22 protein-coding genes and 1 pseudogene are annotated in these 17,388 nt (G+C 72.3%); 10 read left to right on the top strand and 13 right to left on the bottom strand.

The window, feature by feature from the left end; all coding sequences use genetic code 11:
• Positions 1-155: 155 nt before the first annotated feature.
• A complete protein-coding gene (locus AB0F71_RS01715) occupies positions 156-1,769 on the top strand; it encodes a protein kinase (protein ID WP_360226468.1) in 1,614 nt (537 codons plus the stop codon).
• A gap of 51 nt (positions 1,770-1,820) precedes the next feature.
• On the opposite strand, the gene AB0F71_RS01710 is transcribed toward AB0F71_RS01715, so the two are convergent.
• Positions 1,821-2,564, bottom strand: coding sequence for an MBL fold metallo-hydrolase (locus AB0F71_RS01710; RefSeq protein ID WP_360226465.1), 744 nt, complete (start codon positions 2,562-2,564; stop codon positions 1,821-1,823).
• Positions 2,565-2,644: 80 nt separating this feature from the next.
• On the opposite strand from AB0F71_RS01710, the gene AB0F71_RS01705 reads away from it, so the two are divergent.
• Positions 2,645-3,247 carry an ABATE domain-containing protein gene (locus AB0F71_RS01705; protein WP_360226462.1) on the top strand — a complete coding sequence of 201 codons (603 nt, stop codon included), beginning with the start codon at positions 2,645-2,647 and terminating at the stop codon, positions 3,245-3,247.
• Between the two features lie 7 nt (positions 3,248-3,254).
• Positions 3,255-3,629 carry a VOC family protein gene (locus tag AB0F71_RS01700; RefSeq protein WP_360226459.1) on the top strand — a complete coding sequence of 125 codons (375 nt, stop codon included), beginning with the start codon at positions 3,255-3,257 and terminating at the stop codon, positions 3,627-3,629.
• Positions 3,630-3,680: 51 nt separating this feature from the next.
• Here the strand turns inward: AB0F71_RS01700 and AB0F71_RS01695 are convergent, their stop codons facing one another.
• Positions 3,681-4,145 (bottom strand): DUF4262 domain-containing protein, encoded by a 465-nt coding sequence (locus AB0F71_RS01695; RefSeq protein ID WP_360226456.1) that lies wholly within the window; start codon positions 4,143-4,145, stop codon positions 3,681-3,683.
• A gap of 258 nt (positions 4,146-4,403) precedes the next feature.
• On the opposite strand from AB0F71_RS01695, the gene AB0F71_RS01690 reads away from it, so the two are divergent.
• Both AB0F71_RS01690 and AB0F71_RS01685 read left to right on the top strand, forming a co-directional pair.
• Positions 4,404-5,534 carry a methyltransferase domain-containing protein gene (locus AB0F71_RS01690; protein WP_360226453.1) on the top strand — a complete coding sequence of 377 codons (1,131 nt, stop codon included), beginning with the start codon at positions 4,404-4,406 and terminating at the stop codon, positions 5,532-5,534.
• Positions 5,522-5,646: pseudogene (locus AB0F71_RS01685) on the top strand (IS5/IS1182 family transposase); the annotation flags it as partial. The gene AB0F71_RS01690 and the pseudogene AB0F71_RS01685, both read left to right, overlap by 13 nt.
• A 16-nt stretch (positions 5,647-5,662) precedes the next feature.
• Here AB0F71_RS01685 and AB0F71_RS01680 read toward each other — a convergent pair.
• The 3 genes from AB0F71_RS01680 to AB0F71_RS01670 all read right to left on the bottom strand — a co-directional run bounded on the left by AB0F71_RS01680 (position 5,663) and on the right by AB0F71_RS01670 (position 7,303).
• Complete coding sequence (locus AB0F71_RS01680; protein ID WP_360226450.1) at positions 5,663-6,073, bottom strand: RidA family protein; 411 nt, start codon at positions 6,071-6,073, stop codon at positions 5,663-5,665.
• Positions 6,074-6,252: 179 nt separating this feature from the next.
• A complete protein-coding gene (locus AB0F71_RS01675; protein WP_360226447.1) occupies positions 6,253-6,444 on the bottom strand; it encodes a DUF397 domain-containing protein in 192 nt (63 codons plus the stop codon).
• Between the two features lie 10 nt (positions 6,445-6,454).
• Complete coding sequence (locus tag AB0F71_RS01670) at positions 6,455-7,303, bottom strand: helix-turn-helix transcriptional regulator (protein ID WP_360226444.1); 849 nt, start codon at positions 7,301-7,303, stop codon at positions 6,455-6,457.
• Between the two features lie 250 nt (positions 7,304-7,553).
• Here AB0F71_RS01670 and AB0F71_RS01665 point away from each other — a divergent pair, with 250 nt between their 5' ends.
• Together AB0F71_RS01665 and AB0F71_RS01660 are read left to right on the top strand one after the other, a co-directional pair.
• Complete coding sequence (locus AB0F71_RS01665; RefSeq protein ID WP_360226441.1) at positions 7,554-7,919, top strand: ATP-binding protein; 366 nt, start codon at positions 7,554-7,556, stop codon at positions 7,917-7,919.
• Positions 7,919-8,179, top strand: a complete 261-nt coding sequence (locus AB0F71_RS01660) for a hypothetical protein (protein WP_360226438.1) — start codon at positions 7,919-7,921, stop codon at positions 8,177-8,179. The genes AB0F71_RS01665 and AB0F71_RS01660 overlap by 1 nt, the downstream gene beginning before the upstream one ends.
• A 132-nt stretch (positions 8,180-8,311) precedes the next feature.
• On the opposite strand, the gene AB0F71_RS01655 is transcribed toward AB0F71_RS01660, so the two are convergent.
• The 5 genes from AB0F71_RS01655 to AB0F71_RS01635 all read right to left on the bottom strand — a co-directional run bounded on the left by AB0F71_RS01655 (position 8,312) and on the right by AB0F71_RS01635 (position 12,584).
• Positions 8,312-8,836 carry an ion channel gene (locus tag AB0F71_RS01655; RefSeq protein WP_360226435.1) on the bottom strand — a complete coding sequence of 175 codons (525 nt, stop codon included), beginning with the start codon at positions 8,834-8,836 and terminating at the stop codon, positions 8,312-8,314.
• Positions 8,837-8,967: 131 nt separating this feature from the next.
• Positions 8,968-9,252, bottom strand: a complete 285-nt coding sequence (gene tatA, locus AB0F71_RS01650) for a Sec-independent protein translocase subunit TatA (RefSeq protein WP_360226432.1) — start codon at positions 9,250-9,252, stop codon at positions 8,968-8,970.
• A gap of 185 nt (positions 9,253-9,437) precedes the next feature.
• The gene (locus tag AB0F71_RS01645; protein WP_360226429.1) at positions 9,438-10,007 is read right to left on the bottom strand and encodes an isoprenylcysteine carboxylmethyltransferase family protein; all 570 of its coding nucleotides are present in this window, start codon (positions 10,005-10,007) and stop codon (positions 9,438-9,440) included.
• A gap of 106 nt (positions 10,008-10,113) precedes the next feature.
• Positions 10,114-10,749: a class I SAM-dependent methyltransferase gene (locus AB0F71_RS01640; protein WP_360226426.1), complete on the bottom strand. Its 636-nt coding sequence runs from the start codon at positions 10,747-10,749 to the stop codon at positions 10,114-10,116.
• A 230-nt stretch (positions 10,750-10,979) separates the two neighbouring features.
• Positions 10,980-12,584 carry an MFS transporter gene (locus AB0F71_RS01635; protein WP_360226423.1) on the bottom strand — a complete coding sequence of 535 codons (1,605 nt, stop codon included), beginning with the start codon at positions 12,582-12,584 and terminating at the stop codon, positions 10,980-10,982.
• Positions 12,585-12,737: 153 nt separating this feature from the next.
• Between AB0F71_RS01635 and AB0F71_RS01630 the strand changes: the two genes are divergently transcribed.
• Positions 12,738-13,331, top strand: a complete 594-nt coding sequence (locus AB0F71_RS01630; RefSeq protein ID WP_360226420.1) for a TetR/AcrR family transcriptional regulator — start codon at positions 12,738-12,740, stop codon at positions 13,329-13,331.
• 6 nt (positions 13,332-13,337) lie between these two features.
• On the opposite strand, the gene AB0F71_RS01625 is transcribed toward AB0F71_RS01630, so the two are convergent.
• Positions 13,338-13,655, bottom strand: a complete 318-nt coding sequence (locus tag AB0F71_RS01625) for a cupin (RefSeq protein ID WP_360226417.1) — start codon at positions 13,653-13,655, stop codon at positions 13,338-13,340.
• A 135-nt stretch (positions 13,656-13,790) separates the two neighbouring features.
• On the opposite strand from AB0F71_RS01625, the gene AB0F71_RS01620 reads away from it, so the two are divergent.
• Complete coding sequence (locus tag AB0F71_RS01620; RefSeq protein ID WP_360226414.1) at positions 13,791-14,057, top strand: hypothetical protein; 267 nt, start codon at positions 13,791-13,793, stop codon at positions 14,055-14,057.
• A 173-nt stretch (positions 14,058-14,230) separates the two neighbouring features.
• Here the strand turns inward: AB0F71_RS01620 and AB0F71_RS01615 are convergent, their stop codons facing one another.
• The gene (locus AB0F71_RS01615) at positions 14,231-15,388 is read right to left on the bottom strand and encodes an acyl-CoA dehydrogenase family protein (RefSeq protein ID WP_360226411.1); all 1,158 of its coding nucleotides are present in this window, start codon (positions 15,386-15,388) and stop codon (positions 14,231-14,233) included.
• Positions 15,389-15,608: 220 nt separating this feature from the next.
• On the opposite strand from AB0F71_RS01615, the gene AB0F71_RS01610 reads away from it, so the two are divergent.
• On the top strand, positions 15,609-16,766 hold the full coding sequence (locus tag AB0F71_RS01610) for a TetR/AcrR family transcriptional regulator (protein ID WP_360226408.1): 1,158 nt from the start codon (positions 15,609-15,611) through the stop codon (positions 16,764-16,766).
• Between the two features lie 108 nt (positions 16,767-16,874).
• Here the strand turns inward: AB0F71_RS01610 and AB0F71_RS01605 are convergent, their stop codons facing one another.
• The gene (locus AB0F71_RS01605) at positions 16,875-17,198 is read right to left on the bottom strand and encodes a hypothetical protein (protein ID WP_360226405.1); all 324 of its coding nucleotides are present in this window, start codon (positions 17,196-17,198) and stop codon (positions 16,875-16,877) included.
• Between the last annotated feature and the right edge of the window lie 190 nt (positions 17,199-17,388).

Below are 17,388 nucleotides of genomic sequence, written 5' to 3'. Positions count from 1 at the left end.
GTCAGGGCGGGCCGCACCCCACGGCCGGCGGTCGGGGGACCGCTGCCCGGTCCCCCGGCCGCCACCCCCTCAGACCCCGGGCCCGGGGCGGCTATCGTGCACAGGTGCACGAGGCCGCCCGGGACCCCGGAGGCCGCACGTGAGGGGAGTCCCAGGTGATCGGACGCGCGCTGAACGGGCGTTACGAACTCGTCGAGATACTCGGCGTCGGAGGCATGGCCACGGTCTGGCGAGGCCTCGACCGTGTCCTGGGCCGCCAGGTGGCGGTCAAGGTCCTCAACGGCGGCCTCGCCGACGACCCCCGTTTCGCCGAGCGTTTCAGTCGCGAGGCGCAGCACGCCGCGATGCTGGTGCACCCGAGGATCGTCATGGTCTTCGACTCGGGCGTGGACGAGGGCACTCCGTTCATCGTCATGGAGCTGGTGAACGGCCGCTCCCTCGCCGCCGTCCTGGTCCAGCAGCCGCAGTTGCCGGTGGAGCGTGCGGTCGGCATCGCGGCGGCGGTCTGCGAGGCGCTGTCGGTCGCGCACGCGGCGGGCCTGGTGCACCGGGACATCAAGCCCGGCAACATCATGATCACCGACGACGGCGGCGTGAAGGTGGTGGACTTCGGCATCGCCCGGGCCGGTTCGTCCAGCAACCTGACCCAGACCGCGAGCGTGCTCGGTACGGCCGCCTACCTCTCGCCCGAGCAGGCCACCGCCTCCGCCCTGGACGGCCGCACCGACCTGTACGCGGTCGGCTGCGTGCTGACCGAGATGCTCACCGGCGCGACCCCGTTCACCGCCGAGACCCCGGTGGCGATCGCCTTCAAGCACGTCAGCGAGCAGCCCCTGCCCCCGTCCGCACGCCGTCCGGGCCTGCCGCCGGCGCTGGACGCGGTGGCGCTGCGGCTGCTGGCCAAGAACCCGGCCCACCGTCCGGCCGACGCCGCCGCGGCACGGGCCGAACTGCTCGCCACCGTCCCGGGACTGGCCGTCGGCGATCCGACCGCCGAGCTGCTCGCGACCACCTCGGCCGCCACCCAGCTCCTGCCGCCGGTCGGCCCGGTGGTCCCGGTCGCCCCGGGGACCCCGGTGGCCTCGGACCAGCAGCACACCACCCTGCTCCCGCCCCAGGCTCCGCACCAGGCCCCGCACCACCCCGTTCCGGCCGCGACCTCGGTGATGGCGCCGCTCCCGGCGATGCCGCCCACGGCGCACCCGGCCGGACGGCTCCCCATGCCCGCCCCCACCGTGAGCCGCCGCAACAAGCCCCTGGTCCTCGGAGCGCTGGGCATAGCCGGCCTCGCCGGGGTCATCGCCGTGGTGCTGACCGCGGCCGACGAGCCGGCCGGCAACGCCGCCGCCAAGCCCCCGGCGGCGACCAAGTCCGTGGCCAGCACCCCGACGACGGCCCCGACCTCCGCTGCCGCCGCCCCCACCACCCCGGCTGCCGCGCCGACCTCCGCCGCCCCCACCCAGTCCGTCCCGCGCAACCAGCCCGCGGAGCTCCAGCTCCAGTCCTTCCGCCAGGCCGTGGCGCAGGCGCAGGTCGGCAAGGAGCGCGACAAGCAGACGGAGCTGCTGCAGATCCTCGACGCGACCGCCTCCCGGTTGAACGAGGGCAACCCCGACGACGCCGCCCAGCAGCTCCGGGCCGCCCAGAAGACGATCAAGGACCTGGGCAAGAAGCACGCCATCGACGCCCCCACCTACGCCAACTGGAACGCCCGGCTGTCCGCGCTGTACGCCACCCTCCACACGGCGGGCAACTTCCAGGACGACTAGGACGACTGGGACGACCAGGACGACCAGGACGACAGGGCCCCTGCTCCCTGGTCAGGCGAACTGCAGCCGGTCGCCGAGCCCGGCCGCCGCGAAGGCCGCCTCCAGCGCCGTACGGCCCTCGGTGAAGTGCGCCCAGCTGTCGAAGTGCGCCGGCACCACGCGCCGCGCGCCCAGCAGGACGGCGGCCTCGGCGGCCTGGGCGCTGTCCAGGGTGAGCAGCGCGCCGTCGAAGGGCCCGGGGCGGGCGGCGCCGGCGAACAGGACCGCGGTGTCGAGCGGGCCGAACCGCTCGGCGATCTCCTCGACCAGCGCCAGCGAGGCGTTGTCGCCGCTGACGTAGACGCTCGGCAGGTCGGGGGCGGTCAGGACGAACCCGATCACCTGGCCGAGCACGGCCTCGGCCCCTTCGGGCCCGTGCAGCGCGGGTGCGGCGGTGACGGTGACGCTGCCGCCGTCCGGGCGGGCCAGTTCGACCGACTCCCAGGGGGCGAGCCCGCGCGCGGTGCCGCCGAGCCGCTCGGCGCCGCTGGTGGTGGTGAGCACCAGGGGCACGGTCGGCAGCAGGGCGCGGCCCGAGGTGTCCAGGTTGTCCGGGTGCTCGTCGTGGGAGAGCAGGACGGCGTCGACCGGGCCGATGGCGGCGGGGGTGACGGGGGAGGGCGCAGTCTTGGTGAGGGCGCGGCCGCCGCCGCGCGGGTAGTCGCCGGGCTCGTCGAAGGTCGGGTCGGTGAGGAAGCGGAGGCCGCCGAATTCGATGAGGGCGGTCGGGCCGCCGAAGACGCGGATGTTCGACATGCTGGTTCACCTCACGGAGAAAGCCATCGTTTGACGTGATGAACCTAGCACCTCCATCACGGAAGAGCGCAAGGTTTACCATGAGAACCGTGAATGCCACCCTCACCGCCCCACCGCCCGCACCGGGCTCGGAGCAGCACGTCGCCCTCGACTTCGCCAACAGCGACCTCGTGCTCACCGCCGGCCGCCTGGACCTGCTGGCCACCCCCGCCGACGCCACCCGCTGGCTGGTCGAGCGGGGTCTCGCCCCCGAGGGTGCGGAGGTCTATGAGTACTGCACCGGACGGCTGCGTGAACTCCGGGCCCAGTTGAGGGTGTTGCTCGCCGCCCGGGTCGACGGCGCGGTGCCGCCGGGCGAGGCCGTGGACGCGCTCAACTCCGCGCTGACGGCCACCTCCGCCGCCGCCCTGCTGCGCTGGGACGCGCCGGACGGCCCGTACCGCGCCCTGGCGCACCCGGCCGACCAGGTCGCCGTGCACGCCATGGCCGTCATCGCCGCCGACGCGGCCGAGTTGCTCACCGGTTCGGACGCCGAACGCCTCGCGGCCTGTGCCGCGAGCCCCTGCACCCGCTTCCTGGTCCGCACCCACGCCGCCCGCCACTGGTGCTCGACCCGCTGCGGCGACCGGGTCCGCGCGGCCCGGGCCTACGCCCGCCGCAACAAGGCTGAGGCCGCGTCATAATGACGCGGTGCTGACGATCGGATCCCTTGTCCTCGGTGTCGCCGACATGTCCCGCGCGGTCGCCTTCTGGACGGCTGCCCTGGACTACGTGCCGCGGGGCGGCCTGGTCGAGGACGACTGGACGGTCCTGGTCCCCACCGCCGGCGGCACCGGGGTCCAACTTGCCCTGGGCTACAGCGAGTCCCCCGTCCAGGAGCACCCCCGCGTCCACCTCGACCTCTACGCGGCGGACGCCGAGGCCCAGGCCGCCGAGGTCCGGCGCCTGCTCGCCCTCGGCGCCGAGGAAGTCGACTGGGACCTCTACCCCGAGGACCCGGACTTCGTGGTGCTGGTCGACCCCGAGGGCAACCGCTTCTGCGTCATCGACACCGCGCACGGCTGAGCACAGGGTTGTCCACACCCTGTGGAAAACTCTGTGGGGGAGCGGGACAGCTCAGAGGAGGGCGGCCTCCTCGGTCCACACGCCCTCCGGATGCTCGCCGACCGGGAGCCAGAGACTGGGCTGCGCACGGCAGCCGGGAGTGGCTCGCTCGTCGGAGGGCCACCGCTGGTCGCGGTCGGGCCAGACCAGCTGGACGACGGGGATCGGAGAGCGCTGGTAGAAGCCGGCGGCAGTCCCGAAGAGGGGCAGGTGCCAACCGGAATCCACCGGGTGGAGTCGAAGCGGATAGCCCTCGATGACACCGGAGAGCAGCGTGCCCGGTTCCGTGGACGCCCCGTCCCGCAGCAGCGCGGCGGCCTCGTTGACCCAGCGCATCAGCCCGGTCAGCTCCAGGCCGAACATGGCGACCTCGGGAATCCGGTACGAGTGCCACAGGCCGACCGTGAACGCCCAGTCCGGGATGTCCCCGCCGCCCACACCGACCACGTGCCAGCCGTGGTCCCGTACGTGTTTCATCTCGGGGCCCCAGTGCCTCTGTCGCTGGAGCCGCGCGCGGACGGTCGCGGAAGCGGCGGGGTCGCAGAGCACGCAGGGGCAGGTTGGGGATCCGAGCTGGTCGTTCATCCGGACATCCAACCACCGGGTCGGGAGGGAGTAGGAAGTCGGCGTTGTCGACTTCCCACTCCGGCCGGGGGACCGGTGGTTGGATGCCCGGAGACGGCAAGGCGGCGAGCCCGGGGACACGAAGTAGTCCACGCAGAAGAGAGCCAACTGATGGACAACTACGCACAGTTGCTGACCGACCTGACCGAGGCCGGCGTGCTGGGCGAGGAGTGGCGGGGCGCGTTCGAGCGCGCCCCGCGCTCTGCGTTCGTCCCGGGCGCCGTGTGGGCCCCGGATGACGATGCCCCGACGGGCTACCGTCGGATCGCCCGGTCCGATGACCCGGACGGTTGGCGGGCCATGGTCGATGCCGATGATGTGGTCGTCACACAGCTGGACGACGGGGACGACGACGGACCCGGAATCGCCACGTCATCGGCATCCATGCCGTCCCTGGTCGCAGACATGCTCCGCCACCTGGACGTGAGCGACGGGTACGACGTGCTCGACATCGGCACCGGAACCGGATGGACGAGTGCTCTGCTCTCGGCCCGACTCGGCGATGAGCACGTGACGACGATCGAGGTGGACCCGGCCGTAGCCGCCGAGGCGGCGCGGAGACTCCGGGCCGCCGGATTCGCACCCGAGTGCGTGGTCGGCGACGGGCTCGCCGGGTGGGCCCAAGGCGCCCCCTACGACCGCATCCATTCGACGGCAGCCGTCCGCCGGGTGCCGTCCGCCTGGATCGAGCAGACCCGACCCGGCGGCGTGATCGTCACCCCGTGGGGCACCCCGTACGCCAACGCCGGGCTGCTGCGCCTGGTGGTCGGTAGGCCGGGCGAGCCGGCGCACGGGCGGTTCGTCGGCAACGTCAGCTTCATGTGGATGCGATCGCAGCGGCCCCACGCTGTGACGGGCCCCTCCGGCACGCCGGACTACCGAGGCCCGTCCCTGATGGATCCCGACCTCGCGGAGGAGGACGTTCACGCGGCCTTCGCCATCGGCCTGCGGGTACCAGGCGTCCGGTACGAACACGTCTGGGACGAGGCCGACCCCAGCGGCACCTACCGCATGCAACTCTCGGACGGCGCGGGCTCGTGGGCGTCCGCCCGCGATGCCGGATGGGACGCCGAGGACGCCGTCCGCCAGTCCGGGCCGCGCCGGCTGTGGGACGAGATCACCAGCGCCCGGCTGTGGTGGCTGGAGGAGGGCAAGCCGGACCTCTGCCGGTTCGGAGTGAGCATCGCCCCGGACGGCGCACAATCCGTCTGGCTGGACGACCCCGGCAACGCCCTGCCCTGACCTTCGACAAGACGACCTACAAGCGCAGGAACGAAGTTGAGCGGAGGATCAACGCGTTGAAGAACTTCCGGGCGAGGCTACGAGGTTCGGCAAGAGGGCCTACATCCTTCACCTGCGAGTACCCGGCATCACCGGACGAGTCCGATGGCCTCGATCTCGATCATCCACTCAGGGTTGGCGAGTGAGGAGACCTCTACGAACGACTCCGCGAGGTGCGGCTTGTCCGGGAAGTGTTCCGCGCGCAACTTGGCAAAGATGTCCTGCTGCGCGATGTCCGTGACGAACACGGTCGCCTTGACCACGTCGGCGAGGCTGGAGCCCGCGTTCGTGAGGACCGTCGACAGATTCGCGAGCGCCTGACGGGCTTGCGTCTCGAAGTCCCCGGGGCCGACCGTGGCGCCCTGGGCATCGATCGGCGCCTGACCTGATGTGAAGACCAGGTTTCCGACCCGGATGCCGAGCGATATGCCGGCCGACTCGTACCAGTCGGGCTCCGCGGAGACGCGCACGCGCTCGGCAGCAGGCTGTGTGACGGACATATCGCTGACACTCCCTCAAAAGTGGACACTCGGGGCAAAGAAGCTGTGATCACTCGGGCTTGATCGACAGCCACGAGATCCTGAGATTCATTCCCGAGGGCTTGCAAGTCCGCTGCGCGGAGCGCGGCTTCCCGCATGCGGTGCGGCCCCTCGCGAGCGCGCGAGGGGCCGCCGGGCGGTTAGGCGTGGTGGTCGAACTCGCCTGCCTTGAGGCCGTGGAGGAGGGCGGCGAGGGCCGTGGGGGTGGTGCGGAGGATGGTGTCGGCTTCGTCGGACTCCCGGAGTTCGATGAGGGTGTCGGCCTTGCGGACCTCTACACACTCGCTGCCGGACCCGCTGAATGATGATTTCTGCCACTCGGTGTAGGTCATGGTTGGCCTTTCATAGGCTCTTTGCGATCTTGCGAATCAGGCTACGAGACTTGCTCTCGCTCAACGAGATCGATTCGGTGCGAGTGAAGATCGATCGGTAGCAGGTGAGCTCGTTGACGGCATCCATGTAGACAGGGCCACGGGAGGACTCCACCTCCACGGTGTCCAGTTCGGACACCTTGCCGAACGCGTAGGTCAGGTTCTCAATGGCGCCGGGGAAGGTGTCGATGTCGAACGGTACGACTCGGACGGTCATCCACGGCTGCTCGGAGTCTTCGAGTAGGGATTCGAGCTGCTCCCGAAGGATCTCCACGCCTCCGAAGCGGGTCCACAGAGCCGACTCGTAGATGAAGAAGGTCATGGGCTTCTGGTCGCGGCGGAGATCTGCCTTGCGGCGCATTCTGAACGCGGTCCGGACTTCCAGCTCGTGCCGGGGGACGGGCGGGATCGATCGTCCGAACATTGACGAAGCGTAAGCGATCGTCTGACACGGGCCGGGCATGTGGGTGAGAACCCACAGCATCAGGCTCTCCGAGGTCTTCTCCAGTTCGGCGACTTCGAGGAACCCGTCCGGGATGGTGCCGCGGTAGTCCTCCCACCAGCCCTTCGAGCGGTCCTGGACCATGACCTCCAGCGCGTCGATCAGCGGCTCGTTCATGCACTTGCATGCGGCGGCGAAGGATCGGAGGCGCTCCGGGCTCACGCCAACCTTGGCGGCCTCTATCTGACTGACCTGGGTCCGGTCGATGCCGAGGTCTCGGGCGAGGGCGCCGGTCGACAGGCCGGCGGCCTCGCGCATCTTCCGGAGTTCGGTGCCGATGCGGCGTTGACGGAGTGTCGGGCTGACTCGCGGCGGCATTGGTTCCTTCCTTGCCGATGTGGCCCAAGTCTGCCGCCCGGTCGGGGCGGGGTCCACTTGAGAGTGAAGTTATCCGGACTTGGAATCACATGTGACTTCGGTGGGCTATGGTCGATGTCACCTCGATCCGACGGATCGTCAGTAATGCTTGCTGGCAAGCACCGCAGAGCAGCCATGTCTTCTTCCATGGCCTGGTTCACGGCGACGTATCCGCCGGTTCTCCATCCCACACACGCCCGGGAGTTCTCCCATGCGTCACCTCAACACGCCCTCCCTCGCCCTCTCCCGCCAGTCCCTCCGCAACGCGATGGTCCGCGCCGGGTGGCACCCCTCCGCCACCTTCGAGGCCGAACTCGCCCTCGGTGAGCTCCTCGTGAACGCCTGGCTGCACGGCGACACCCCCGCGCCGGTCACCGAGATCCTCTTCCTCCACAACACCCTCCGGGTCTCCGTCGCCGACGAGAGCCCCGCGCTCCCCGACCCGCGGCCCCTCGACCTCCTCGCCGAGTCCGGCCGGGGCCTCCAGCTGGTCGCCGGCCTCACCCACCGGTGGGGCGTCGACCCGCAGGAGCGCGGCAAGGTCATCTGGTTCGAGTGCGACCTGGACGCCGCCTGATGTCCCTCCCCCGCCGCCCGCTGCTGCCGACCGATCCCCGGGTCCGGGCCTGCACCGACGAGCACATCCGTACGCTGATCGCCGAACTCCAGCAGCGCGGCCGTAAGTTCGGCCTGCTCTTCCCCTCCATCGAGACCGACCGGACCCTCGACGGCCGCGTCCTGGTCTGCTTCAACACGGCGCCCGCGTCGACGCTGCTGAACCTCCTGTCCCTCCTCCTCGAAGCCGAACGCCAGTGGGGCGCCCCGTGCGATTCCTGATCGCGGCGGCCTTCGCCACCCTCCTCGCGCTCGCGCTCGCGACCGTCGCCCTGGGTGTCGTCACCGCCCTCCGCGCGGCCCCGCCCGCGTCCGACGGGGACGACTGACGGGCCGGGCGGGCCACCGCGGCCCTCACCTGTCGCGCCGGATCCGTCGTTCCACGTTCCCGCGGATTGCCCGGGAGGCCGTCCCGGCTGCCGCCGCGAGGAACACGAAGTTGTACCCGATCTGCAGCACCACCACGAGCCGCGCCGTCTGCCCCGCCGGGGTGATGTCGCCGTATCCCACCGTCGCCATCGTCACCACGGTGAAGTAGAGCGCGTCCAGCCGCGTCTCCAGCCCCGCGAACTCGGCCTTGTGCGCGCCCAGCACGTAGTACGTCGCCGAGAAGATGATCATCGCCAGGAAGATGAGGAAGGCCAGCCAGGCCACCGGCCGCTTCGCCGTCCCCCGTATCACCCCGACGATCTTCGCCAGCATCAGCCAGCTCAACCCGGCCAGCGCCGCCACGAAGACCGTCCAGCTCAGCACCGGACGCCGGTCACCGAACCACTCAAGGGGCAGCGTGAAGTACCCGACCGTCAGCAGCGTGAACGCGCCCAGCAGCCACGCCATGGCCCGGAGGTCGGCCGACGGGAGAGGAGGGTTCTCGGACATCCCGCCCAGCCTGGTCCACCCGGGCCCGCCCCGCCCGTCCGACTGCTCCGCCGGGGCGAGGCGGCCCGGGGAAAGCGTCGAGCCCCCCGGTGGAAATCCACCGGGGGGCTCGACAGCGGAGCTCGGACGACTCAGGCGGTCGTCTCGGGGCGCTTCGCCTCGGCGCTCTTCGTCACGTTGGTCGGCGTGACGGCCGGGCGGTCGGCGGCCTGCTGGGGGGCAGCCGTGCTCTGCGCGGTGCCGGCGTCCGCCTGCTCGCCGCCGTCCTCGCGCATCGCCTTGGTCTCCGCCTTCAGAATGCGCATCGACTTGCCGAGGCCACGGGCCATCTCCGGCAGCTTCTTCGATCCGAACAGCAGGACTACGACCGCCAGCACCACCAAGATGTGCCAGGGCTCAAGACCGTTCCGCAGCATCCCTGGCCACCGGTCCCTTCTTGTCTAGAGTCACGGAGGGCGCTAGGCCCTGCTGGCCAGTATGCCTGGCCCTCACGCCGAACGGATACACCGGCCGGGAAACGCTGGCCGAAAACCAGGTGCCGTTGGAGCGGACGGAGAGGGCCGTTCCGACGATTCCCGCCGTTCGAGCCGTCAGTGGCCCATCAGTAGACGAACGGGACCAGCCGCTTGGAAACCCGCTGGTAGTCCGCGTACGCGGGGCCGAAGGCGCCGAGCAGCAGCCGCTCCTCGGCGGCGATCCGCCAGCCGTACGCGCCGAGCAGCAGGGCCGTGACCAGCAGCGCCGCCGCCCAGCTGCCGGTGCCGAGCGCGTAGCCGGACCAGACCAGCAGGCTGCCCGCGTAACCGGGATGGCGGATCAGCCGGTACGGGCCGCCGCGGACCACGTGCTGGGTGTCCACGGTCCGCAGGGTGCGGGTGTAGTAGCGGCCCAGGGTGCGCATGCCCCAGCCGCGCAGGGCCAGCCCGGCGACGACCAGCGCGACCCCGGACCAGCGCGGCCCGGTGGGCAGCAGGCCGAGGCCGGCGCGGTCGAACAGCACCACCACCAGGACGGACGCGACGTAGCAGGCGAGCAGCAGCCGGGTCGAGCCGCGGTCGCGGTTGTCCGCGCGCCAGCTGCCGGCCGCGCTGTCCTCGCGGCGGCGCAGCAGCAGCTCGTAGCCGACCCAGCAGAGGACGCCGAGCAGGGAGAGGAGGGACGGCAGGGACATGGGAGGCTCCTGACGGTCGCGGACCACGCCTCCACGGTCCCCCGGCCGCGCCGTCGGGACACGCACCCGGGGGTGGACGCAGCGGCCTCCACCCCCGGGTGGACGGTCAGCGCGGCCGCCGCGCCAGCAGGTAGCCGCGCCGGGTGTCGGCCTCCTCGGGCAGGCCGTCCCGCTCCAGCCGGGCCTCGACGGCGAACCCGGCCTCGGCGAGACGGGCGGCGACGGCGTCGGTCCGCAGGAAGTGGAAGTCCACGTCGACGTCATGGCCCCACCACTCCTCCAGGTGCCGCACCTCCTCGCCCAGGTGGAAGGAGACCAGCAGCAGCCCGCCGGGCCGCAGCACCCGCAGCATCTCGGCGAAGGCGGGCAGCAGCTCGTCGGGCTCCAGGTGGATCACCGAGTACAGGGCCACGGCCGCCGCGAACTCGCCGTCGGCGGCGGGCAGTGCGAGCAGGTCCCCGGTGCGGAACTCGGCGCGCGGGTGCTCGCGCGCGGCCAGTTCGACCATCCGCGGCGACAGGTCGATCCCGACCACCCGCGCGCCCTGTTCGGTCAGCCACCCCGCCACGTGCCCCGGACCGCACCCCAGGTCCGCCACCAGCCCGCCGGCGGCCTCCTCCACGACGGCCCCCAGCAGCGCCCGGTCCACCACCTTGTGCGCCAACTCACCCCCGATCCGCCCCAGGTACTCCTCCGCCACCGCGTCGTAACTCCCGCGCACCCGTTCGTGTTCAGTCCCCATGGCCCTCACCCTGGCACGGCCGCCCGCCCTGCACCCGGGGTTTTGCGCGGCCGACGCCGTGCCGTCCGGTGCCGACGCCGTGCCGTTCCGCCCCGTCCCGTCCTTGCGCCGTCCCGCGCGCCGTCGGGTTCCCGTTCGGGGCGTCCTGGCTTGCCCCGGACGGCGGAGAGCCCCCGCCCGGGTGGGCGGGGGCTCTCGATGACTCGCGTGGATCGGGGCCGTGCGGTGGGTCAGACGGCGGCGGGCTGCTGCTCCGGGGTGGGGGCGGGTGCCGGGGCCGGGGCCGTGGTGGTGGGCAGGTGGCGCAGCAGGCGGTGGGCCAGGACGGCGGCGCCGAGGGCGAAGACCAGGCCGACGACGGCGGCGACGTGCAGGCCGTCCGTGAAGGCGCCGCGGGCGGTCTCCAGCAGGTCCGGGCCGAGCCGGCCGGGCAGGTGGGCCGCGACGGAGACGGCGCCGCCGAGGGTGTCCCGCGCGGTACCGGCGGCCGTGCCGTCGACGCCCGCCGGGAGGGCGCCGTCCAGCTGGTGGCGGTAGATCGCGGCACCCGCCGCGCCCAGCAGGGCGATGCCGAGCGAGCTGCCGAGTTCGACGGCGGTCTCGGAGGTGGCGGAGGCGGCACCGGCCTGCTCGGCGGGGGCGGCCGAGACGACCATCTCGGCGGTCATCGTCATGGTGCCGACGGTGCCCGCGGCCAGTACGCCCGCCGCGGTGAGGATGAGCGCCAGCGGGGAGTGCGGGCCGACCTGGGTCATCATCGCGAAGCCGACGGCGCCGACCACGAAGCCGCCGCCCATCAGGGCCGCCGGGCGGACCTTGCCGGCCAGCGCCGAGCTGATCCCGATCGCCGCGCCGACACCGACGCTGGGCACCAGCGACCAGAGCGAGGCGGTGAACGGGCTCATGCCCTTGACCAGTTGGAGGTACTGGGAGGTGAAGAGGGCGAAGCCCATCATCGCGAACATGGCGAGGGTGTTGACGCTGATCGCCCCGCTGAAGGTGCGGATCCGGAACAGGCCCAGGTCGATCAGCGGGTTCGCGGCGGTGCGCTGGCGCCACACGAAGGCGCCGGTGAACAGCAGCCCGGCCGCGGCGGCGAGGGCGGGGAGCGGGTTCCAGCCGTCCACGGCGAGGGTCTTGACGCCGTAGACCAGGGGGAGGATCGCGGCGAGCGAGAGCGCGGCACCGGGCAGGTCGAAGCGGCCGACGGGGGTACCCGTACCCCCGGCCGAAGGCCGCGGGAGGGCGGCGGTGCGGTACTCGGGCAGCAGGACGGGCGCGGTCAGCAGCACCAGGAGCATCACCGGGACGGCGACCAGGAAGGCCGAGCCCCACCAGTAGTGGTCGAGCAGCAGTCCGCCGGCGACCGGGCCGAGGGTGGCCCCGGCGGTGAGGACGCCGCCCCAGGCGCCGAGGGCGACCTGCCGCTGCTTGGGGTCGTGGAACATGTTGCGGATCAGCGCGAGGGTCGAGGGCATCACGGTGGCCCCGGCGACGCCGAGGAGCGCGCGGGCGGCGATCAGCTGTTCGGCACTGCCGGACCAGGCGGCCAGCAGCGAGGCGCCGGTGAAGCCCGCGGCACCGATCATCAGCAGCCGGCGGCGGCCGATCCGGTCGCCCAGCGCGCCCATCGTGATGAGCAGTCCGGCCAGCAGGAACGAGTACATGTCCATGATCCACAGCTGCTGGGTGCCGCTGGGGGCCAGCTCGGTGGAGATGTACGGGACGGCGAAGAACAGCACGCCCATGTCCATGGAGAGGACCAGGGTCGGGAGCAGGAGGACGGCCAGGCCGGTCCATTCACGGCGGCCTGCGCGGCCGGTGGTTGCGGTCATGAGGAAGACGGTACGAGCGTTTCAGACGCTTGTCTAGTACAGATGTCTAAATCGATTGTCCAAGACGTCCGTACGAGACACTCGTCCGAGACGTACGTGCGACCGAGACGTCCGTGCAAGACATCTGTACAGATGTTCCGTAGGATCGGGGGCATGGGAAACCGTGAAGACCTGATGGCCGGCGCCAAGCACTGCCTGTACGAGAAGGGCTACGGACGCACCACGGCCCGCGACATCGCGAACGCCTCGGGCGTCAGCCTGGCCGCGATCGGCTACCACTTCGGCTCGAAGGACGCGCTGCTCAACGCCGCGATGATCGAGGCGATCGGCGAGATGGGTGAGGCCCTGGGGGTGGTGGTGTACGGCGCCAACCAGGTGTCGGACGACCCGGGGCTGCGCTTCGCCGCCGCCTGGAACGGCCTCCGGGACGTCTTCGTCGAGCACCGGGGGCTCTGGGCCGCGCAGTTCGAGGCGCTCGCCCTGGCCGGGCACAACCCGGAGCTGGCGAAGGCCTTCGGGGACGCGCAGAAGGAGGGGCGGCTCGGGCTCGCCGCCGTGTTCCAGGGGCTTCCCGAGGTCCCGGACAACGAGGAGGAGCTCGCCCGCGGCACCTTCTACCAGATCCTGCTGGCCGGCTACGTCGCCCAGTGGCTCGCCGCGCCCGACCAGGCGCCGACCGGCCAGGAGTTCCTGCGCGGGCTCCGGCTGGTCAGCGACAGCGTGCTGCGGGCCGGCGCAACGCCGTGACGGGCGCTACGCGGTGACGGCGGTCAGCAGCACCACCGAGTCGACGTGGGCCAACAGCCCGTGCCGCTCCTGCGGCACGGGCTCCAGCTCGCCCGCGGCCAGCTCCACCCGCCGCCCGGCGATGGTCAACGAGACCCGGCCGCGCAGCACCTGGACGCTCCCCGCGGTGGGCGGGGTGTGCTCGTCCAGCGCGGTGCCGGCGGTCAGGGCGATCACGGTCTGCCGCAGCACCCCGTCGTGCAGCACCAGATGGGCGCTGCGCCCGTGCGGGCCTTCCGCCGCCCGGGCGGCGTGCTCCACGGCGAGCCGTTCGAGATCGGGCATCGCGCCGCCTCCTCCTGTGCCGGGGCCCGGGTCGTGTGCCCAGGCTGGCGGACGGAGTGGCCGTGCGCACCCGGGAGGGGCCCGGAGCGGGCCGCCCGAGGTGCAGGCCCCGCCGACTGCCCGCATCGTGGAGGCATGGCGACCAACCAGAAGATCTTGAACGGACTCCAGGTCAACCGCTCGCTGCTGGCCGGCGGTGTGGTGCTGACCGGCATCGGCTCGGTGCTCGGCGCGGCCGGGGCGGCGCTGGTGTGCGCGGCGCTGTTCACCGCGGGCCGCGACTGGGTGCGCAGCTTGGAGACCCCGCCGGGCGCGCTCGCCCAACGGGCCCTGCACGAGGCGAAGGTGGCCTCCTCGGCCGGCTGGGAGGCCTGGCGCGCGGAACACGGCTCGCCCAACTGAGCACCCGCGCGCGCCTGTACAACTGAGCACCCGCGCGCCCGTCCGACCGCAGCGCCCGTCCGACCGCGCGCCCGTACGACCGCCTCACGCCCGCAGCGCCCGTACGCCCGAACGGGTGCGGCGGGCCGCCATGGGGGTGCGGCCCGCCGCGGTTCCGGGGTCCCGGGGCGCCGCTACAGCCCCAGGGACTTGGCGATGATGCTGCGCATGACCTCGCTGGTCCCGCCGTAGATCCGGAACACCCGGTTGTCGGTGTAGAGCCGGGCGATCGGGTACTCCAGGATGTAGCCGTAACCGCCGTGCAGCTGGAGGCACTTGTCGATCACGGTGGAGGCCGACTCGGTGCAGAACAGCTTCGCGGCGGCCGCGTCCGCGACGCTCAACTCGCCGTCCTGGTAGAGCTCCAGCGCCCGGTCCACCATCGACTGCTGCGCCAGCACCTGGGCCTGGCAGTCGGCCAGGGTGAACTTGGTGTTCTGGAACTCGGCCACCGCCTTGCCGAACACCTTGCGGTCCTTGACGTACTGCAGCGCGAACCGCACCGCCGCCGCGGCCGCCGCGTACGCGCCGACCGCGATCGCCAGCCGCTCCTGCACCAGGTTGTGGGTCAGGTACGAGAAGGCCTGGCCCTCCTCGCCGAGCAGGTCCTCCACCGGCACCTTGACGTCGACGAACGCCAACTCGGCGGTGTCCGAGGTGCGCAGGCCGATCTTCTGCAGCTTGCGCCCGACCGAGTAGCCCGGCGAGGTGGTGTCCACGCAGAGGATGGAGAGCCCGGCCCGGCGGTTCTCCGGGTCGTACGGGGCGGTGCGGGCGACCACCAGGACCAGGTCGGCCAGCACGCCGCCGGTGATGAAGGTCTTGGCACCGTTCAGGACGTAGTGGGTGCCGTCCTCGGAGAGCCGGGCGGTGGTGGTGATGCCCGCGAGGTCGGAGCCGGCCCCCGGCTCGGTCATCGCGATCGCGGTCATGATGTCGCCGGAGACGAAGCCGGGCAGCCAGCGCCGCTTCTGCTCCTCGTTGGCGTACTCCAGCAGGTACGGCAGCACCAGCCCGGTGTGCACGCCGGAGGAGCCGAAGCTCACCCCCGCGCGGGCGGTCTCCTCGGCGATCACCGCCTGGTACTTGAACCCGCTCTCGCCGGCGCCGCCGTACTCCTCCGGCACCTCGATGCCGTAGACGCCGAGTGCGCCGAGCTGGCGGTAGAAGTCGCGGGGCGGGTGGCCGGCGGCCTCCCAGCTCTCGTAGACCGGGACGACCTCGTTGGCGATGAAGTCCCGGATGGTCTCCCGGAAGGCCTCGTGGTCCTCGTTGAACACGGTGCGGCGCACGGCGGCGCTCCCTTCGACGGTGCCGGCCGGAGGGCCGGCGGAGGCGGAACGTGCCAGGTGGTGGCCCGACAAGTTAATCCCGGGTAGCCTCGACTGTCCAGCGTCGGCGCTCGGGAATCGGGCCCGGGGATCGGGCCCGGGAACGCTGCTCGACGCGGCGGCCAAGTGAATCCTTGCTAGCCTTCGGGCGGAGCTCGGGACGGATGCGGGGAGGTGCGCGATGGTGGTCCGAAGGCCGCCCGGGCGGCGCGCCCAGATCCTCGCCGTGGCCGCCGACCGCTTCCACCGCAGCGGCTACCACCAGGTCTCGATGACCGAGGTCGCGGCCGGGGTGGGCATCACCGCGCCCGCCCTCTACCGGCACTTCCGCGGCAAGCCCGAACTGCTGGACCGCGCCGTCCGGTTGGGCCTGGACGCGCTCGCCGAGGGCCTGCGCGCGGCCGGCAGCACCACCGAACTCGGCGCCGCGCTGGCCGCGGTGGCGGTCGCCCACCGCCCGCTCGGCACCCTGGTGCAGCGCGACGCCCGACTGCTGCCGCCGGCCCGCCGGGCCGCACTGCGCCGCGAACTCCGCGCGGACGTCGCCCTGATGGCCGCCGTGCTGCGCGCCGAGCGGCCGGAACTCTCCGCCCCGGACGCCGAGTTGCTCTGCTGGTCGGCGCTCTCCGGCTGCGCCGGGCTGTCCTACCAGTCGGTCGCCCCGCAGCCCCGCCGGGCCGAGGCGCTGCTGCGCGAACTGGTCGCGGCCGTGCTCGCGGTCCCCCTGGACGACACCGCCCCCGGCCCCTCGCTGCCCACCGGCGAGGCGCCCCGGCCGAGGCCGCAGGCCCGTCGGGAGGAGCTGCTCGCGGCCGCCGTCCGGCTGTTCCACCAGCGCGGCTTCGACAACGTCAGCACCGATCAACTCGGCGCCGCCGTCGGCATCTCCGGCCCGAGCGTGTACCGGCACTTCGACAGCAAGGCCCAGCTGCTCGCCGCCTCCCTGGTGCGCAGCCGGGAGCGGCTCTGGCACGAGGTGGACGGCGCGATCTCGACGGCCGCCGGGCCGGCGGAGGCGCTGGCGGCCGGGCTGGGCGCGTACGTCGACTTCGCGCTGCGCAACGGCGACTACCTGGGGGCGATGCTGAGCGAGACCGAGCGGCTGGCCCCGCCGGACCGCCGGGCCGCGGTGGACTTCCGGCGGGACTTCCTGCGCACCTGGGTGGGGCTGCTCCGGCAGGTGCGCCCGGAGTACGACGCGGTGACCGCCCGGATCCGGGTGCACGCGCTGTTCTCGCTGGTCAACGACGGGGTGCGGAACCGTCCGTACAGTGCCCGGCCCGACCTCGGCGACTGCCTGCGGCGGATCGGCCGGGCGGTGCTGGGCGTGGACGCCTAGCCCGGGAGCACCCAGGAGACGGGGCGGGCCGGGCGCCCGCCACCGTCGGAACGGCGGCGGGCACCCGGCCCCGTGCGGTGCGACCGGACGCGGACCCGGTCGGCCCGGCTAGTAGAGGACGTGCGGGTAGTAGACCCGGGCGTCGAAGTTGCCGTTGCCCTGGAGGGCGCCGACGTTCCCGCCGTTGCCCGCCACGGCGAGGCCGTTGTTCTGGTTGCTCGCCCCCGACCCGGTGGCGGTCTGCTGGGTGTTGACCACGTTGCCGTTGACGGTGCCGATGACGTTGCCGGAGCCGACGTTGCTCACGACGCTGCCGTTGGAGTGGTCGGTCGCGCCGGCGCCGTTGTCGGCGTGCGCGGTGGCGGCGCCGACGCCGACGAGGAGGAAGGCCCCGAGGGCGGTGACGGCGGCGGCTGCGCGAATACGGGACACGCTGGTCTCCCTGAGCTGGAGGTGCGAATGTGGCGCGATCCGGAGTGGCCGCTCCGTAGCGCCGTTGCCTGACGTCGCACGCTCAGCATTCACCAGTGACGTGGACGAACTCCACCAAACGGGTGGCATTTCCCTCGATGGTGGGGGAGCGGTCAATTCCGCATTGACCAGAATCCGTCATTCCGTCTGA

The organism is Kitasatospora sp. NPDC028055 (assembly GCF_040637885.1).
GTDB lineage: Bacteria > Actinomycetota > Actinomycetes > Streptomycetales > Streptomycetaceae > Kitasatospora.
Note: the sequence above shows the minus strand (reverse complement) of the source record. Positions and strands in the feature narration are given on the sequence as shown.

What these genes read in the sequence shown, in the direction of transcription:
- tatA (WP_360226432.1), bottom strand. Translation starts at nt 9,252, where the DNA reads ATGCTGCGGAACGGTCTTGAGCCCTGGCACATCTTGGTGGTGCTGGCG.
- AB0F71_RS01620 (WP_360226414.1), top strand. Translation starts at nt 13,791, where the DNA reads ATGGCGACCAACCAGAAGATCTTGAACGGACTCCAGGTCAACCGCTCG.
- AB0F71_RS01670 (WP_360226444.1), bottom strand. Translation starts at nt 7,303, where the DNA reads ATGCCGCCGCGAGTCAGCCCGACACTCCGTCAACGCCGCATCGGCACC.
- AB0F71_RS01695 (WP_360226456.1), bottom strand. Translation starts at nt 4,145, where the DNA reads ATGAAACACGTACGGGACCACGGCTGGCACGTGGTCGGTGTGGGCGGC.
- AB0F71_RS01625 (WP_360226417.1), bottom strand. Translation starts at nt 13,655, where the DNA reads ATGCCCGATCTCGAACGGCTCGCCGTGGAGCACGCCGCCCGGGCGGCG.
- AB0F71_RS01665 (WP_360226441.1), top strand. Translation starts at nt 7,554, where the DNA reads ATGCGTCACCTCAACACGCCCTCCCTCGCCCTCTCCCGCCAGTCCCTC.
- AB0F71_RS01660 (WP_360226438.1), top strand. Translation starts at nt 7,919, where the DNA reads ATGTCCCTCCCCCGCCGCCCGCTGCTGCCGACCGATCCCCGGGTCCGG.
- AB0F71_RS01710 (WP_360226465.1), bottom strand. Translation starts at nt 2,564, where the DNA reads ATGTCGAACATCCGCGTCTTCGGCGGCCCGACCGCCCTCATCGAATTC.
- AB0F71_RS01635 (WP_360226423.1), bottom strand. Translation starts at nt 12,584, where the DNA reads ATGACCGCAACCACCGGCCGCGCAGGCCGCCGTGAATGGACCGGCCTG.
- AB0F71_RS01705 (WP_360226462.1), top strand. Translation starts at nt 2,645, where the DNA reads ATGAGAACCGTGAATGCCACCCTCACCGCCCCACCGCCCGCACCGGGC.
- AB0F71_RS01645 (WP_360226429.1), bottom strand. Translation starts at nt 10,007, where the DNA reads ATGTCCCTGCCGTCCCTCCTCTCCCTGCTCGGCGTCCTCTGCTGGGTC.
- AB0F71_RS01675 (WP_360226447.1), bottom strand. Translation starts at nt 6,444, where the DNA reads ATGACCTACACCGAGTGGCAGAAATCATCATTCAGCGGGTCCGGCAGC.
- AB0F71_RS01690 (WP_360226453.1), top strand. Translation starts at nt 4,404, where the DNA reads ATGGACAACTACGCACAGTTGCTGACCGACCTGACCGAGGCCGGCGTG.
- AB0F71_RS01610 (WP_360226408.1), top strand. Translation starts at nt 15,609, where the DNA reads ATGGTGGTCCGAAGGCCGCCCGGGCGGCGCGCCCAGATCCTCGCCGTG.
- AB0F71_RS01630 (WP_360226420.1), top strand. Translation starts at nt 12,738, where the DNA reads ATGGGAAACCGTGAAGACCTGATGGCCGGCGCCAAGCACTGCCTGTAC.
- AB0F71_RS01640 (WP_360226426.1), bottom strand. Translation starts at nt 10,749, where the DNA reads ATGGGGACTGAACACGAACGGGTGCGCGGGAGTTACGACGCGGTGGCG.
- AB0F71_RS01680 (WP_360226450.1), bottom strand. Translation starts at nt 6,073, where the DNA reads ATGTCCGTCACACAGCCTGCTGCCGAGCGCGTGCGCGTCTCCGCGGAG.
- AB0F71_RS01655 (WP_360226435.1), bottom strand. Translation starts at nt 8,836, where the DNA reads ATGTCCGAGAACCCTCCTCTCCCGTCGGCCGACCTCCGGGCCATGGCG.